Source organism: Listeria monocytogenes, from assembly GCF_013282665.1.
Lineage (GTDB): Bacteria > Bacillota > Bacilli > Lactobacillales > Listeriaceae > Listeria > Listeria monocytogenes_C.
The window spans coordinates 2,196,216-2,212,633 of the sequence record NZ_CP054041.1; the positions used below are offsets into that span (position 1 = coordinate 2,196,216).

10 protein-coding genes are annotated in these 16,418 nt (G+C 34.9%); 9 read left to right on the forward strand and 1 reads right to left on the reverse strand.

The window, feature by feature from the left end; translation table 11 throughout:
- The first annotated feature begins 94 nt into the window (after nt 1-94).
- The 7 genes from HRK21_RS11100 (at nt 95) to HRK21_RS11130 (ending at nt 10,946) form a co-directional block, all read left to right on the forward strand.
- Complete coding sequence (locus tag HRK21_RS11100) at nt 95-376, forward strand: Fpa/YlaN family protein (protein WP_070006850.1); 282 nt, start codon at nt 95-97, stop codon at nt 374-376.
- Nucleotides 377-558: 182 nt separating this feature from the next.
- A complete protein-coding gene (locus tag HRK21_RS11105; protein ID WP_077952773.1) occupies nt 559-1,761 on the forward strand; it encodes an FtsW/RodA/SpoVE family cell cycle protein in 1,203 nt (400 codons plus the stop codon).
- A gap of 277 nt (nt 1,762-2,038) precedes the next feature.
- Nucleotides 2,039-5,479, forward strand: coding sequence for a pyruvate carboxylase (locus tag HRK21_RS11110; protein ID WP_070006856.1), 3,441 nt, complete (start codon nt 2,039-2,041; stop codon nt 5,477-5,479).
- Nucleotides 5,480-5,635: 156 nt separating this feature from the next.
- Nucleotides 5,636-6,529 (forward strand): ABC transporter substrate-binding protein, encoded by an 894-nt coding sequence (locus HRK21_RS11115; protein WP_070006860.1) that lies wholly within the window; start codon nt 5,636-5,638, stop codon nt 6,527-6,529.
- Between the two features lie 281 nt (nt 6,530-6,810).
- Entirely contained in the window at nt 6,811-7,614 is an 804-nt protein-coding gene (locus tag HRK21_RS11120) for an ABC transporter permease (protein ID WP_003736234.1), read from the forward strand.
- Nucleotides 7,615-7,626: 12 nt separating this feature from the next.
- Entirely contained in the window at nt 7,627-8,634 is a 1,008-nt protein-coding gene (gene tagH / locus HRK21_RS11125; RefSeq protein ID WP_070006862.1) for a teichoic acids export ABC transporter ATP-binding subunit TagH, read from the forward strand.
- A gap of 230 nt (nt 8,635-8,864) precedes the next feature.
- Nucleotides 8,865-10,946, forward strand: a complete 2,082-nt coding sequence (locus HRK21_RS11130; RefSeq protein WP_070006864.1) for a GW domain-containing glycosaminoglycan-binding protein — start codon at nt 8,865-8,867, stop codon at nt 10,944-10,946.
- 53 nt (nt 10,947-10,999) lie between these two features.
- On the opposite strand, the gene HRK21_RS11135 is transcribed toward HRK21_RS11130, so the two are convergent.
- Complete coding sequence (locus HRK21_RS11135) at nt 11,000-13,006, reverse strand: DUF6270 domain-containing protein (protein WP_070006865.1); 2,007 nt, start codon at nt 13,004-13,006, stop codon at nt 11,000-11,002.
- 288 nt (nt 13,007-13,294) lie between these two features.
- Between HRK21_RS11135 and HRK21_RS11140 the strand changes: the two genes are divergently transcribed.
- Together HRK21_RS11140 and HRK21_RS11145 are read left to right on the forward strand one after the other, a co-directional pair.
- Nucleotides 13,295-14,278, forward strand: a complete 984-nt coding sequence (locus tag HRK21_RS11140; protein ID WP_070006867.1) for a glycosyltransferase family 2 protein — start codon at nt 13,295-13,297, stop codon at nt 14,276-14,278.
- Between the two features lie 11 nt (nt 14,279-14,289).
- Nucleotides 14,290-16,392, forward strand: coding sequence for a glycosyltransferase-like membrane protein (locus HRK21_RS11145; protein ID WP_070006869.1), 2,103 nt, complete (start codon nt 14,290-14,292; stop codon nt 16,390-16,392).
- Nucleotides 16,393-16,418 lie beyond the last annotated feature (26 nt).

The window sequence follows — 16,418 nt, forward strand, 5'->3', positions numbered from 1 at the left end:
CTATACTAATACTATCTAGTATTAACTTTTACTTAAGGTTTTTCCTTGAGATGAAAATAAAGCGCTATTTTGGCGTATGATAGGGGGTTCTGTGATGGGAAATAAAAAGATAGATCACAGAGAAGAGGCAGTGGAGCTTTTAAAACAAGATGCAAAACGAATCTTACAGTTGATTAAAGTCCAAATGGATAATCTAACATTACCACAATGTCCAGCATATGAGGAAGTTCTTGATACACAAATGTATGGTTTATCACGTGAAATTAACTTTGCAACCCGCCTAGGACTAATCGAACCAGAAGAAGGCAAGAAACTAATGTCTACACTGGAAAAAGAATTATCCGCTTTACACGAACTGTCTATGAGCAAAAAATAAGGAATCAATTGAAAAGATGTCTGATTTTTTCTGGCATCTTTTTTTGTTTGCCAGTGAAACGATTAAAAAATGAGCCAAAAGAAGGAGGAGATTCTTCTTTTCATTTGAAGGTCTTTTCCTTTATAATAGGAAGAATAGAAAACAAGATGGGATAGTAACTTCTCAGGGATTGGACGATGCCGATGTTTAAACGAATTTTAAAATCTTATGATTATGCATTTATTGCGGTATTTATCGTACTATGTTTATTTGGGCTTATCATGATCTATAGTGCCAGCTGGTCTTTAGCGATTGGTAAGGGCTTACCGGCAGATTATTTTTATGCTCGTCAGGTAAAGAACTTTATAATTAGTTTTATTTTCTTCGTTCTTTTTGCTCTTTTGCCATTTAAATTTTATCAAAATAATAAAGTGTTGATGTTAATTGTATTTGGCTCTATCGGTGTCTTATTATTAATTTTCTTAGTGGGGAAAACGGTAAATAATGCGAACAGTTGGCTTGTTTTAGGACCTCGTTCTCTTCAACCAGGAGAATTTGCTAAATTAGCCGTAATTATTTACATGTCTGCTATCTATGCGAAGAAACAAAGTTACATTGATGATTTTAACCGTGGAGTTTTACCGCCAATATTCTTTTTGGCATTTGTATGTTTCTTAATTGCCATTCAACCAGATACAGGGACAGCATTTATTATTTTCTTAGTGGGCTGTTGTATTATCATTTCTTCTGGGATGCGGCTCCGAACGATTATGAAATTAATTGGAATTGGTATGGGCATTATTGTTGGGCTCACACTCATTCTGTTCGCTCTACCAGATAATGTGAGAAATGAAATTGTTTCTCCAACAAAAGTAGCTCGTATTACGACCTTTATGAATCCTTTTGAATATGCGGATAAAGAAGGGCACCAGTTAATTAATTCCTTCTATGCGATTGGCTCAGGTGGTGTTTCTGGACAAGGGCTTGGCGAAAGTGTTCAAAAACTTGGTTATTTACCGGAAGCGCATACCGATTTTATTATTGCGGTAGTTGCAGAAGAATTAGGTGTGTTCGGTGTGATGTTTATTATTTTGGCACTGTTCTTCATTATCTTTAAAACTATCACGACCGGGCTCAGGGCGAAGGATCCATTTGCCTCCTTAATGTGCTACGGGATTGCGAGTTTGATTGCGATTCAAGCATTTATTAATCTAGGTGGAGCAAGTGGACTTATTCCGCTTACTGGGGTAACATTGCCATTTATTAGTTATGGTGGATCTTCCTTAATGGTACTATCGATGATGCTTGGTATCGTGGCGAATATTTCGATGTTTACTAAATACCAACGTGTTTACAAGTCTGATGGCTCGAAGCAAGAACAACCAAAGCAACCAAGAAGACGTTAAATTATGAAGAAAAAGCTATTTAATTAGCTTTTTCTTTTTTTACTTTACCGCATGTTTTTGGCGTTTTATAGCCAGTTTATTCGTGTTTTCGATATTGTTTTAAATATTTAGAAAGAAAATAATTTACATCTGATGGTATTTAATACTATAATTGAAGTTATATACCGTTTTACAGCCTAAAAAAAGGGGATTATCATATAAGTGTACATAATCATTTCAACCGTTGGAGGCTACGTATAAAGTATAGAACAGATCAGTGTTGGTTAGGAGGAAAAAAATGAATCGAATTAAAAAAGTATTAGTAGCAAACCGCGGAGAAATTGCAATCCGTGTTATGCGTGCGTGTACTGAACTCAAAATCAAAACAGTGGCTATTTATTCACAAGAAGATACTGGTAGTTTTCACCGGTATAAATCAGATGAAGCTTATCTGGTTGGAGCAGGGAAAAAGCCTATTGATGCGTATCTAGATATCGAAAACATAATAGAGATTGCTAAAGAATCTGGTGCAGACGCGATTCATCCGGGATATGGTTTCTTGTCCGAAAACATTGAATTTGCTCGTCGTTGTGAGCAAGAAGGCATTATTTTCGTTGGTCCTAAATCAAAACACCTAGATATGTTTGGTGACAAAATCAAAGCAAAAGAACAAGCTCTATTAGCTGATATTCCAGTAATTCCGGGAAGTAATGGACCGGTTGCTGGTATTAAAGAAGTAGAAGAATTTGGTGAGAAAAACGGCTACCCATTAATGATTAAAGCTTCCCTTGGTGGCGGCGGTCGTGGTATGCGTGTCGTAGAATCAAAAGAACATGTCAAAGAAAGCTTTGAACGTGCATCCTCAGAAGCAAAAGCAGCATTCGGTAATGATGAAGTATATGTAGAAAAATGTGTAATGAATCCAAAACATATTGAAGTACAAATTCTTGGGGATACACATGGTAATATTGTTCATTTATTCGAACGTGATTGCTCTATCCAACGTCGTCATCAAAAAGTAGTGGAAGTTGCACCTTGTAATGCGATTACATCTGATCTTCGTAACCGTATTTGTGATGCTGCAGTAAAACTAATGAAAAATGTTGACTACATTAATGCGGGGACAGTTGAATTTTTAGTTGAAGGCGATGATTTTTACTTTATTGAAGTAAATCCACGTGTACAAGTAGAGCATACCATTACAGAAATGATTACTGGGATTGATATCGTTCAATCACAACTATTCATCGCTGACGGTTATGCACTTCATGATCAATTAGTAGCTATCCCTAAACAAGAAGATATTCATATTCACGGTTCTGCTATTCAAAGCCGTATCACAACAGAAGATCCACTTAATAACTTTATGCCAGATACTGGACGTGTAGATACGTATCGTTCTACTGGTGGATTTGGTGTTCGTCTGGACGCTGGTAACGGTTTCCAAGGAACAGTTGTAACACCATTCTATGATTCCTTACTCGTAAAATTATGTACTTGGGGAATGACATTCGAACAAGCAACGCGCAAAATGCGTCGTAATTTAATCGAATTCCGTATCCGTGGTGTCAAAACGAACATTCCTTTCTTATTAAATGTTGTTCGTCATCCAGATTTTGCAAGTGGTAATTATAATACAAGTTTTATCGATACTACGCCTGAACTATTTAAATTCCCACATATTCGCGACCGTGGTACGAAAACGTTGCGCTATATTGGTAATGTAACAGTAAATGGCTTCCCAGGAATTAAGCACCGTGATAAACCTGTTTATGCAGAACCACGCTTGCCAAAAATTCCGTACGGCTCGCAAATCGCACCAGGAACAAAACAAATTTTGGATGCAAAAGGTCCAGATGGCGTTGTAGAATGGGTGAAAAAACAAGAAGAAGTACTCTTAACAGATACTACGCTTCGGGATGCACATCAATCTCTACTTGCAACGCGTGTTCGCTCGAAAGACATTTTCCAAATAGCGGATGCAATGGCTCATTTATTACCAAATATGTTCTCATTTGAAATGTGGGGCGGCGCGACTTTTGATGTAGCTTATCGTTTCCTAAATGAAGATCCTTGGGTGCGTCTAGAAACACTTAGAAAACAAATTCCAAACGTAATGTTCCAAATGTTACTTCGTGGAGCTAATGCAGTTGGCTATAAAAACTATCCAGACAATGTTATCCGTGAATTCGTTAAGCAATCCGCACAATCTGGTGTCGATGTATTCCGCGTGTTTGATAGCTTAAACTGGATCAAAGGCATGGAAGTATCTATTGATGCTGTTCGTGAAGCAGGGAAGGTTGTAGAAGCAACTATCTGCTATACAGGGGATATTGATGATGATACGAGAACGAAATATACCATTGATTACTATAAAGATATGGCGAAAGAGCTCGTTGCTCAAGGGACACATATCCTAGGAATCAAAGATATGGCTGGACTTTTAAAACCACAAGCGGCTTACCGTTTAATTGGTGAATTAAAAGATACCGTAGATGTTCCGATTCACCTTCATACACATGATACAAGTGGTAATGGTATTTATACGTATGCAGCGGCAGTCAGTGCAGGCGTTGACATTGTTGACGTAGCATCAAGTGCGATGAGTGGAGCAACAAGCCAACCAAGTATGACTGGTCTTTATTACGGATTAGTTAATGGCAACCGTCAAACGAACTTAGACGCTCAAAATTCCCAAATCATCAATCATTACTGGGAAGATGTTCGTCATTATTATAAAGACTTTGACAATGCGCTTAACTCTCCGCAAACAGAAGTATATATTCACGAAATGCCGGGTGGTCAATATACTAACCTTCAACAACAAGCGATTGCTGTTGGACTTGGCGATCGCTGGGACGAAGTGAAAGAAATGTACACAGTAGTTAATAAAATGTTTGGTGATATCGTAAAAGTTACCCCTTCTTCCAAAGTCGTTGGAGACCTTGCTTTATTTATGGTTCAAAATGAATTATCTGAAGAAGATGTATACGAAAAAGGCGATACCATTGATTTCCCAGATTCCGTTATTGAATTCTTTATGGGAGAAATTGGTCAACCATACGGCGGCTTCCCAGAAAAACTTCAAAAACTAGTACTCAAAGGTCGTACACCACTAGCAGATCGTCCAGGTGCCTTAATGGAACCAGTTAACTTCCTTGATGTCAAAACAGAACTAAAAGAAAAAATGGGTTATGAACCAACAGAAAAAGACGTCATTTCCTATATCTTATATCCAAAAGTGTTCCTAGATTATCAAGAAATGATTAATAAATATGGTGATGTAACAGTCCTTGATACACCAACCTTCTATAAAGGAATGCGCTTAGGTGAAACAATCGAAGTAGAACTTGAAAAAGGAAAAATTCTTTTAATCAAGCTAAATTCCATTGGGGAACCAATTGCAGATGGCACACGTGTTATCTATTTTGAACTAAATGGACAACCACGCGAAATTAACATTCAAGATATGAATGTTCAATCCACTGTTATTGCACGCCGTAAGATCGATACTACGAACCCTGAACACGTTGGCGCAACAATGACAGGTTCAGTCATTCAAGTAGTCGTGAAAAAAGGCGATTCCGTGAAAAAAGGTGATCCGCTTCTTATCACAGAAGCAATGAAAATGGAAACAACGATTCAAGCTCCATTCGATGGTGAAGTCAGCAGCATTTATGTGTCTGATGGCGATACAATCGAATCTGGAGATTTATTAATTGAAGTAAACAGAATTTAAAAAAACATAAAAAACTAACGGGTGGGAATATGACGCTAATTTAAAGTAGTAAACTTTAAAAATCGTAAAATTAAACGTAATAAAAGGACGTTTCTTTTCGAATTATTTAGCGCTTCATTTCGCACCCGTTTTTTCTAAAAAAAGGAGAACTTACATATGAAATGGTTTAAAGGAATTGCCGTAGTACTATTACTTGCTATTTTAACTGCATGCGGGAATACGGAGACAAAGGCACCAGAAAAGAAAACAGAGAAAATCGAAGTGAAAGATGCAACTGGAAATACTATTACATTAGAAGAGCCCCCTACTAAAATCGTCTCATTAATGCCAAGTAACACAGAAATTTTATTTGCATTAGATTTAGGGGATAAAGTAAAGGGCGTTACTGCTTACGATGACTATCCAAAAGAAGCACAAAAAGTAGAAAAAGTAACTTCTACTAGTGTAGATACAGAAAAAATTATTGCTATTAAACCTGACTTAGTACTTGGTCATGAATCGATGCTTGCGACAGAAAAAGATGCTTATCAACTATTAAAAGATGCTGGAATTAACGTGTTCGTCATTCCAGATGCAACAGATTTAAAAGCCGCAGAAAAATCAATCATCACGGTTGGTAAACTGACTGGAAAAGAAAAAGAAGCTAAAGAAGTCACTGATTCCATGGAAGAACAAAAAGTGGCAATTGAAAAGAAAGCAAAAGAACTAAAAACATCTCCAAAAGTGTGGATTGAAATTAGCCCAGACTTATACACAGCTGGTAAAGGAACATTTATGAATGAAATGCTAGAACTTGCTGGTGGAACTAATGTCGTTACGGAGTCCGGTTTTATTCCTTACAATGAAGAAAAAGTAGTAGAACTACAACCAGATATTATTTTATCGGTCTATCCAGACGCCAAAGCAACGATTCAAAAACGTGCAGCGTGGAAAAATATTCCAGCGGTTAAAAACGATAAAATCTATGAAATGGATGCCAATAAATTAAGCCGTCCAGGACCAAGATTGCTTGAAGGTGCCGCAGATATTCAGGCTGTTCTTGAAAACTAATTCTTCAATAATTGTAGATGAAGCTTTACAAAAAATGACTTTTAAGGTAATTTAACATAGGGTGGATTTTTTACTAAACAGCTTTAGTAAAGTAATTTACCAAATAAGTAGAGCTATTTTCACTTAGAAGAGCATGCATAAACAGCAAGAATTCGGCAACCGAGACGACAATAAATACAAACAAGGTGTCGATGGTTTTAGGTGGAGGAGTTGCCTATAAAAGAATAGTGAGCTGAATCTGGTTATTAAAACCATATTATTTTTCGGGAAGAAGTGTTTTTGTGAAACAGGTTATGGAAGTTATTAAAGAACAAATTAAAAATTTACCAATGATATTTCGCATTGCGCGCTATGAAGATAAGGCTACGTATCAAAGCCATTATCTAGGACTAGCATGGCAGATTTTAAATCCATTAATTCAAATTGCTATTTATTATTTTGTGTTTGGATTTGGGATGAATGCAAAATCTGGCTCGGATGCAAGTTATATTGAATGGATGTTAGCGGGGATTATTCCTTGGTTCTTTATTAGTGCGGTTATTTTGCAAGGTGCGAATAGTATTTATAATAAAATAGGCATGGTTTCAAAGATGAATTTCCCAATGAGTATATTACCTAATATCACGATTGTTTCTAATTTAACAAGTTATTTCACGATGATGGTAATTTTACTTGGTTTGCTTGCGATTAATGGAACTCCAATCACAATTTATTGGGGCCAGTACTTGTATTATTTTGTAGCCATGATTGCCTTTCTATTTAGTGTTACTTTATTTAATGCAACAATCAGCGTTTTAGTAAGAGACTACTATATTATGCTTCAATCGGTTATGCGCGTACTTTTTTACGTAACAGGAATTGTTTGGAATTTAGAAACAATGTTACCGCAGTGGTTAGTGGATTTACTCAAACTAAATCCAATTTACTATGTTGTGAATGGCTTTAGAGAAACTTTCTTAATGAATAAAGGCTTCTGGGAATCTCCATCATATACGATGTATTTCTGGTTAATAACGCTGACACTACTATTTGTTGGTGCGACACTACACATGAAATTCCGCGAACGTTTCGTGGATTATTTATAGGAGGTTAGACAGATGGGTAAAAATATCAAAGTATCATTTAAACATGTGTCGAAAGAATATGACCTCTATCAAAATAAATCTGATAAGATTAAAGGCTTGTTTATGCCAAAAAGTCAAAAAATGCAATCCTTTTGGGCTTTACGAGACGTATCTTTTGATATTCATGATGGTGAAACAGTAGGACTTATCGGGATCAATGGTTCAGGTAAGTCAACAATATCGAGTATTATGTCAGGTGTTATTCCTCCGACGCAAGGAGAAGTCATTATCAATGGAGAAACTTCTTTAATTGCTATTGCAGTAGGGCTAAAAGGCCCTCTAACAGGTTACGAAAATATTCGTTTAAAATTACTTATGCACGGAATGAAAAGTTCTCAAATTAACAAGTTGATGCCAAGTATTATCGAATTCGCTGATATAGGTGATTTTATTAATCAACCAATTAAAAACTATTCAAGCGGGATGCGTTCTCGTTTAGGTTTTGCAATTTCGGTGCATACAAACCCGGATATTTTAGTTATCGACGAAGCATTATCCGTAGGCGACCAGACTTTTTATGAGAAATGTGTAGATAAAATCAATGAATTTAAAGCCCGCGGGAAAACCATTGTATTCGTCAGTCACTCTCTTGGACAAGTAAAAAGTTTGTGTGACAGAATTATTTGGATGCACCACGGCGAAATAAGAGAAATGGGCACAGCGCAAGAGGTTGCTCAAAAATATGATGAGTTTGTAAAATGGTTTAACAAACAACCAAATGATTACAAGAAGAAATATCAAAAAGAACATAAGGAAAATCAAAAAGCGCCTCAGAAAAAGATTTATCCTAATCCGAATGCTAATAAATATCGGCTAACGATGTTTGATAAAATATTTTTAACGATACTTATTGCATTAACGGTTTTGTTTGCCACACTTGTGGCGACAGGGAAGTCTTTTAAAGGGTTAATTAGTGAAGAATCCACACCACAAATGGAACAAATCGTACATGTTGAGAGTAACGATGTACAACTAATGTAAAAACAAGTACAAAAAACTTCCAAAAGCTATCTAGTTTTTGGAAGTTTTTTATTTAAATTTTAGAAGTAAAGCATTTTATCATAAAAGGGAATAAAAAATTTGTCTAAATGTTTAACAAAATGGGTCTTATAATGTCATTTCTGTTTTTTGTAATAAATCTGTAACTTACGATGGCATAAAGTTTGGTAAAATATAGGACAGTAAACAAAATAAGGAGTGGTTGGAGAATAATGATAAATAAAAAGTGGATGAAAATTGTAATGATTCCAATGCTAGTTGTCCCAATGTACGGTTTGACAACAGTTGGCGGACAATTACAAGATTCATTAACTGGGAAAAATTCCTTCGTAAAAGACGCTGAAGCTGCAACAACAGCATCACAACAAGCGTTTATTGACAAAATAGCACCTGCTGCCCAGGCATCTCAAGAACAATATCATCTGTTGTCTAGTATAACTTTAGCTCAAGCAATTTTAGAATCTGGTTGGGGGAAAAGTGGACTTGCTACAAAAGGATATAATTTATTTGGTATTAAAGGGAAATACAACGGACAATCGGTAATCATGTCAACTTCTGAATATGTGAACGGACAGTGGATTAAGGTCGATGCTGAGTTCCGTAAATACCCTAGTTGGAACGAATCTGTAACGGATCACACACTTTTACTAGTGAACGGAACTTCTTGGAACAAAAATTTATACAAAAAAGTTGTCGATGCAACGGATTATAAAGTAGCTGCAATGGAGCTTCAAAAAGCTGGATATGCGACGTCTCCAACTTATGGTGCTAGTTTAATCCAAGTAATTGAGAATTATGATTTAGCCAAATATGATGTTTTATACGACAAAATTCTTACTCAAAAATCCACTTCTGGAAAAGCGACTGTCACAAGTCCAACAGGAAATGGCGTTTGGACTTTACCGTATAAAGTAAAAGGCGTACAATCTGTTAGTCCAGCAAGCACATATGCTAATAAGGATATCGATTTAGTATCGGTTGCTACAACGAAAAGAGGTACGTACTATCAATTTAAATACAACGGTAAAGTAGTTGGTTGGGTAGATGCAAAAGCACTAACCATTTACGATAGTGTCAATTATGATAAAGTAAACGTTGGGCGTGCTAAAATTACTAGCCCAGTAAGTAACGGTATTTGGTCTAAACCATACAATGTTTATGGAAGAGAATTTGTTACCAATGCCACAACTTACGCACAACAAGAAATTAAACTTTTACGCGAAGCACAAACTGCCAAAGGTACTTATTACCAATTTAGCATAAATAATAAGACGATTGGTTGGATTGACAAACGAGCGCTTACTATCTATCCGTATGATTCGATTGTTTCAAGTAAAAATGTGAGCCTAGACGGACAAATTACTAACCCGACAGGAAATGGTATCTGGACTAAAGCATATAAACTTGAAGGAACAACTTCAGTAGCACAGGCTACAAAATATGCAAATAAAGATGTGAAAATCAGCCAGCAAGTGGAAACGCAACATGGTACGTACTACAATATCAGTATCGATGGAAAAGCAATTGGTTGGTTAGATAAAAATGCAATTACGCTATACGATCAAGCGGAATACAATAAAACAGTAGCATTTGATGCAGCTATAAGAAATGTACAAGGAAATGCCGTATGGACAGAACCTTACCGTACAGTTGGAACAAAACTAATCGGGCCTGCAGAAACTTACTTGAATAAAGAAGTGGAAGTTGTGCGTGAAGCAAAAACTCCAAAAGGAACTTACTACCAATTTAAATCAGGCGGAAAAGTAATCGGTTGGTTAGATAAAAAGGCTTTCGAAGTATATGACAACATTAACTACAATAAAGCAGTTAATTTAGATGCTGTAGTCGAAAATGTGACTGGTAATGCTGTTTGGACTGCTCCATATAAGAGTAAAGGGGTCAAACTTGTTACTTCAGCAGCAACATATAAAGGGAAGGCAACAAAAATAACTCGTGAAGCGCAAACAAGTAGAGGAACATATTACGAGTTTAGCGTGAACGGAAAAGTAATCGGTTGGCTAGATAAAAAAGCATTCGACGTATATGACTCTATTGAATACAATAAAGCTATCAATATGACTGGCTTACTTAGCAACGCGCCAGGTAATGGCATCTGGACAGAGCCTTACAGAGTTATTGGTACAAAAAATGTGGGACAAGCAACCGCTTATGCTAATAAGACAGTACAGTTAGTACGTGAGGCTAAGACTACACGTGCTACGTACTATCAAATGAGCGTAAATGGTAAAATAATTGGTTGGGTTGATAAACGCGCTTTTACAAACGTTAAATAACCTAAAAAAACAGAGTGAGAATCCTCACTCTGTTTTTTTGCAATCAATTTAGGTTATGATTTAGTGATGTAAATAAGTTCTTTCAAGAAATCTTTATAGTAAGGGGACTCGAAGTGAGAAAAGGAATGACCAAATGGATAGTTGAAATCACCGATATAACCCTTTTTCGAAAAGTCGATTACTTTTGCTTCAGGTAATTTAGATAAGAAATAATTATTCAAGCGATCCCAAAAGTAGTTATTTTTTTCAATCGCCATTTTATTTTTATAGGTTACAATTTTTCCATCTTCGTCATAATAAGATGTTGTAAATCCGCCTAAGTTTAGAATAACTCGGTTAGCAGGGATTATCTCTGTAAGTTTTTCGATAAATTGGTCTGCATAGCCTTTCCACTCATTAAAGTAGGCTTCATTATCAATATGGTCAGATATCCTTTCGTAAGGAATATCATTTAGCAATTGACTTTGTTCGATAACATAGGAGAGTGTAATAGCTGTTTCATCGTTTAGCCAAATAACTGGTCGAATGACATCGGGATAAAGGTCAATTAGAAAATAATCAGAGTTAGAATTTTTTAAGTTAGTAAAGAGTTCTTTTTTCCAATCTTCTTCCACAAAGGATTGTTCGCTTTTTTTGATGTCAGTATATTTGTCTAGATTTATCAAATTAGCTGGTTTGGTCATTAGACTGATAATTGATGAATGGAACTGTGTAAAACTACATTCAAAAAAGGCTTTATAATCTGGATTGAAAAACGGAGATGAGTTAAAAGCATTAAGGCTAAAGTCAGTTCCCATGATGGCTATTTTGGTTACATCTTCTTTGATTTTAGGCGCAACAACTGTAAGACAAGCCAAATTATTAAATTCATTTTTTGTTAATTGTGCTTTAAATTCTTTACCAGCGATATCAAAAAATTCCGAAGCGCTAAGATCAATCGTGCTTGGTACTGAAATTGGCAGATCAGGTTTGTTTGCTGAACGAAGGAAGAAATCCCATGTCGTATCAGGTTTGTTGATTGGGCCAGTTAAGAATTCATTTTTATTAATTTGTGCAGAATATTTAGTAAGTCCTTTCTTTACAGGCCAAATTTGTTCTATATTATATTCGAATGTATTTGCTTTTTTATCGGCTCTTTTTGCTACTATTTGCCCTTCAGAGATGCTGTTTTCTATTTTGAATTGCAAGGTAAAGTCTTTTTTTGTTTCTTTTAATTGACTCAAACTGACTAAGCCTTGAATATTCTTTTTGAAATAAAAGGATAATCTATTGGAGCCAGTAACATAAGAGCGCAGACTAGCAAAAAGGGGCTCACCAATTTCAATTTCTCTAGGAATAGCTGGTTTCATATCTGGATCAATGGATAAAAAGGCAAATAATCCAGTTTTGTTACTGTTAGTTGAAACTTCAAGCATAGCATCAAGTATATTGGTATTGTCTACTAAGAAATCAGTAGACAAATCCTTGACAGGTATTGAGAAACTAATCTTATTGTCAGTAACAACTCCTAAATCAAATGATTGATGTTGCTCATGAAATAAATAAAAACTTGGTGTAGGTCTTCGCTTGAAAACTAGTTTTGCATTAATTTGACTATTTGGAAGGGATGACTTAATTTTAATAGAACCTGACATAGTGTTAGAATCTAATGTGTAACTTTCTATTGAAGCTTGAAGTTCTGTAGGTTTACTGACGAGTGTCAAAATCCCCTCAGGGAAATCAAAATGGTATTGATAAAGCGAATTCTCTGGTTTGAAAGGTTTATTAATGATAGGACCATCAGTGATTAAATGCGTGTATGGATAATCACCATTCACCTTGAATTTCCAGAAAGTTTGATTGTTAGGTAGAGAAAGATTAGCAAGGTCATCTACAGAAATAGTGGCTGTAAATGAATTCTTTTCTTGAGTAAAAGGAATATTTAACTTTTGTTCAGGATGTACATATTCTCGGACTTCGTTGTAGTATGCTTGGATACTAGTGATTTTTCCTTCTGAAAAGCCTTGTAATTTCCATGTGTTCGAATCTGTTAGTTGAATTTCCTTAATATAAAATTTCATCTTTGACTCCTTAAAATTTAGTTATCATATTGTATATTTTAGCATATATTGATAAAATTCCCTACAAAAATTAATTGAAGTAAAGGGTTTTCAATACCATATTGAATAGTGACAATACTTACTTGTAGTAAGTATTTATAATGGGAAGATTTTTATTAAAGAAATTAGACCTATAATAGCTGTATACTTGATTTTTTTACATAGATAGTTGATAAACTGTTGTAAATAAGATATGCTGTAGATACTGAATTTTATAGAATAGCATATCAATAAGGGGTTGTAGTGAGAGTGGAAAAGCCATTTTTAACAGTTGTGGTACCTTGTTATAATGAAGAAGAAGTTCTGAGCGAGAGTGTTACACAACTAACAAATATTATAGAAAAATTAGTGATGAGTGAATCAATCAGTGACAAAAGTCAAATTATGTTTGTAGATGATGGAAGTAAAGATAGAACTTGGGAACTTATACAACAATACTCAAAATCAAATGAACATGTATCTGGACTAAAATTAAGTCGGAATTATGGACACCAAGGAGCTTTACTGGCTGGCTTAACAGAAGCACATGCGTATTCAGATTGTGTCGTGTCTATTGATGCTGATTTACAAGATGATGTAAATGCGATTATTGAGTTTATAGAAAAATACCATGAAGGTTACGATGTCGTTTATGGCGTACGAGATAAACGTGACACAGACACTTACTTCAAAAGAAATTCAGCGTTAGCTTTCTATAGAATCATGAGCAAACTAGGAGTTAATATGGTTCCGAATCATGCGGACTATCGACTGCTTAGCAAACGTGCATTAACAGAATTCTTACGTTATAAAGAAGAAAACATGTTTATTCGAGGCATTGTACCATTATTAGGTTTTAAATCTACGAAAGTATTTTACAATCGAAATGAGAGATTTGCAGGAGAATCAAAATACCCACTTAAGAAAATGGTTTTATTTGCTGTGGATGGAATTACATCTTTCAGTGTTGCACCCATTCGATTATTATTAGTCCTTGGATCTGTTATTTTTATGATAGGCGTAGTAATGGGGATTTATGCCATTGTTCAAAAAATCATTGGTGCTGTTGTACCTGGTTGGACATCTTTAATTGTTTCCTTGTGGTTAATTGGCGGAATTCAATTAATTGGTATTGGTGTTCTAGGTGAATACATTGGAAAAATCTTCAAACAAGTAAAAGAACGACCGCGTTTTACTATTGAAGAGAATGTTTTTGAAACAAAATGCAAAGAAAATAAAATCAGCGAGAGATAGGTGTAAAGAGAGTGAAGAATAGGTTAGCTTATATTTTTAATGCGTTTTTTATACTTATTTTTGGTTACTTACTTTGCATAAGCATTTTTAAACCGCTAGAAATTAGTTTTAATCATCCGAGTATATTTATATTATTTAGTGCTGCGGCGCTTTTAGTACTTATAGGATTTTATCAATTTTCTACTAGATTGAATACAAAGGGAGATGGTGTAATAACCATCTTTTTGGTTAGCTTGATTATATTAACTCAAATTTATTTGCTTTTCTCCTTGCAAATGAATTCATATGCAGATGCTTTTCTTATCAAAGGAGAAGCATTGAATATGCTTTCTAATGGAGGCCATGCAACAACGCAGAATTATTTTTTAATGTATCCTAATAATATATTTATAACGATTATAAGGTACTGGTTATATTCTGTTGGAGGTACACTTGGTATTACTAATACGTATTTGTTAGAAAGTGTTTTTCTTTTTGTTTGTATGAATATTACTATTTTTGTATTGTACTGGATTGTTCGTAAAGAAAATGGTAATAAATTTGGGAACATCTACTTATTAATTGTTTTATTCTGCGTGCCATTATTTGGCTATATTTGGTATTTCTATACAGATACACTTGTACTACCATTTACAGCGCTGATTGCCTTATTTTATTATCTATACACGAAAAGTAGTAAGTGGTGGTATTTCATTATTATTGGGCTGCTGTTTGCGGTAGGTTATCAAATTAAGCCGAATATCATCATTTTACTTCCAGCAATGCTTATTCATTTATGTTTTATAAGTAATTGGCGTAAAATTCTATTGAATACGGCCATCGTAGTAATTTGCTTTTTCGGTTTAAGCACTGTTTTTACACCGATTGCAGAGAGTTATGACTTTAAGAAAGACCCAACCATTGAATTTCCTCAAACACATTGGATTATGATGGGGCTGGGCGATCCAGCTGGTCGATATAATAGCGAAGATGTTGCTTATACTTCACAATTTAAAACAAAAGAAGAAAAAGAAGAAGCCAATATTGAAAAAATTAAAGAACGCATCGAAGAACATGGGCCGCTTGGCTTAATAAAGCTTTTTGATAATAAGGTTTTAAATACATGGACAGACGGAACGCGGGCATATACGTGGTATGTTAATGCTGCACTTGATTATCCAGCTCCGTATGATTATTTCTTTGGGGATAAACGAGTGGTGACTGAATTACCTGCTCAGCTGTTCCATATTATTAATTTATTTTTAATTTGTTTAGGAGCTTTACGTTTTTATAAGAAAAGGGAATTTGATATGTCCTTTTTTGTTAATATTTCGCTAGTTGGTGTTTGGCTGTTCCACTTATTCTGGGAAGCAAATCAGCGTTATATTATGTTTATTACGCCATTAATGATTTTATCCTCTATATATGGGTTTAAGTTTATAGTAGAATCTTTATATACGAAAAAATTTGATTTGAAAAATGGCTTAAGAAAAGGCTTTTTAATCACAAGTTTTTGCGTATTTTTATTAAGTACAATTGCTTTTGCTTTTATTGGAAATACGGTTGCAGGTGAGTCACAGGATATCAATAAATATCTTGTAAAACAAAGTTATGCGCATATAGATCTTCCTGTTACTAGTAAACAAATTGTCAAGCAAACGTTTAATGTAGATGAGCCGTTCAATTCTATCCAAATAGCGGTTTTAAAAGAGCCAGATGAAGCTAGTAAATATCGTTTGAAAGTTGTAGATAAGACACATAAGAAAGATATTTACGATGAAGTTATAGCTGGATCAGATTTTGTAGAAGTTACAAATTATCCAATTAATGTAAATGAAAAGCCAAAAGGCAAAACGGAATATGTTATTGAAGTCTATCAAGTGGAAAATAAAAACCCTGAAAAACCGTTAGTTTTAGGTACTTACACTCCAGATACAGTAGACCTTTATCCGTATGGAGCACTCTATGTTAATGGCGTGAAAAAAGAAAAGCAAGATATGGGGTTCACTGTCTCACATGTTGCTTCTGAACCAATAATACCGAAATATGTCTCCGCTATTTTTGATTTGGGTGTTATAATTATTTTTGCAGGAACATATTATGTGTTTAGAAGGAAAACTGGAGATACTAGATGACATATATTTTGAATTAGGGAGAGTCT